We start from the raw sequence: 1706 nt of genomic DNA, 5'->3' as shown, positions 1-1706 counted from the left end.
CGGCGTCTGTGGGGCGGCGCTAGGCGGGGGACCCGGCGGCGACCCGGCTGCTCGCGGCCTCCTCCGTCAGCCGGCCCTGCTGGAGCCGGAACCGCCGGTCGGTCTTGTTGGCCAGCGAGCGGTCATGGGTGACGACGAGGATGGTGGTGTTGTGGTCCCGGCTGAGCGAGCTGAGGAGTTCGATGATGTGCTCGCCGGTCTGTTCGTCGAGATTTCCCGTCGGCTCGTCGGCGAGGATCAGCTTGGGGGAATTGGCCAGCGCCCGGGCGATCGCCACCCGTTGCTGCTCGCCCCCGGAAAGCCGGTTGATCCGCCGCACATGCTTGTCCGGATCGAGCTGCACCTGTTCGAGCAACTCCCGGGCACGCTCCAGGCGGGCGGCTTTCCGGACCCCGGCAAACTCCATCGGCAGCATCACGTTGTCCACCGCGGAGAGGTTCGGGATCAGGTTGAACTGCTGGAACACAAAGCCGATGTCCCGGCGCCGGTATTCGGTGAGCTTGCTGTCCGGCATGCCGGCCAGGCTCACCCCGTTGACGAGCACATCCCCGCTGGTTGGTTTGTCGAGGGCGCCGAGCAGGGACAGGAGGGTGCTCTTGCCGCTGCCGCTCTTGCCCACGATCGAGGCCAGGGTGCCCTGCTCGAGCTCGAAGCTGACGTCGTTGACCGGCTTGATGGTGCGGTCGCCGGAGTTGAACGTTCGGACCAGGTTCTTGACTTCGATCATGGCTACTCTCCTCGGAGGACTTCGATGGGACGGATGCGGGCAGTGAGCAGGGCCGGAACCAGCGCCCCGATGATGGCGACACCAAACACCGCGGCAATGCCGGCGGCAATCACGCCGGGGGACGCGCTTGCGGAGACGGAGGTCAGCAGCTGGCTGGCCCCGCCCAGTGGGTTCCCGCCGGGGAATCCGGCGCCGCCGGCCAGACCCGCACCGGGGCCACCGGGGACCCCGCGCTGGCCGGCCACGGTGGTGGCCGCGGTGTTGGAGCTGATCAGCGCGGAGGCGATGCCGCCGCTGGCGAAGGACGCGACGGCGGCACCCACCACACTGCCCATGGCCACGAGGACCAGCGCCTCCAGCACGAACTGCAGGCCGATGGTGCGGTTCGGGGCGCCGATCGCCTTCAGGACGCCGATTTCCCGCCGCCGCTCGCGGACCAGCATGACCATGATCAGCAGGATGATCAGGCCCGCGGTGCCCAGGGCCGCCACGAAGGCGATGAAGGAGATGTTCTTGACGCTGCCGAGCGAGCTGACCGCGGTTTCAAGGTTGCGCTGGCCCTGGCTGACGTCCGCCTTGTCGGTGCCGAGCGCTGCCTGCAGCGCCGTCTTGGCGGCGTCGACGTTCTCCATGGAATTGACGGTGACGATCATCGTGGACAGTTCCCCGGGGAGTGCCGCCAGTGTCTGGGCCGAGGGGAGCGTGAGGTACAGGGCGTTGTTGCCGAAGGCCGTGCCGGCGTCGAACAGGCCCGCCACGGTGAAGCTCTGGTCGTTGATGGTGAACGTGGAGCCGACGGTGAGACCGTTCTTCTCGGCCAGGGTGGTGCCCAGCAGGGCGCCGGTGGAGGCGGCCGTGTAGTCGCCCAGTCCCGTGCCCTTGGTCAGTTCGAGCGCCTTGCCGGCGGTGTCCACCTCGGCACCGATGCCGGTGGCCGTGACGGGCACGGAGAACGCCGGCGCCGGCGCAGCGGTTCCGG

Annotated in this window: 2 protein-coding genes; both read right to left on the bottom strand. The window is 69.0% G+C overall.

The window, feature by feature from the left end:
• Positions 1 to 19: 19 nt before the first annotated feature.
• Complete coding sequence (locus tag K789_RS0112920; RefSeq protein WP_024367117.1) at positions 20 to 727, bottom strand: ABC transporter ATP-binding protein; 708 nt, start codon at positions 725 to 727, stop codon at positions 20 to 22.
• A gap of 2 nt (positions 728 to 729) precedes the next feature.
• Positions 730 to 1706 (bottom strand): ABC transporter permease (locus K789_RS0112915; RefSeq protein WP_024367116.1); only part of this gene is annotated, 977 nt, incomplete at its 5' end.

It is taken from the genome of Arthrobacter sp. TB 26, assembly GCF_000427315.1.
Classification (GTDB): domain Bacteria; phylum Actinomycetota; class Actinomycetes; order Actinomycetales; family Micrococcaceae; genus Arthrobacter.
The sequence above is the reverse complement of the archived record's forward strand: the minus strand, read 5'-3'. Positions and strand labels throughout refer to the sequence as shown.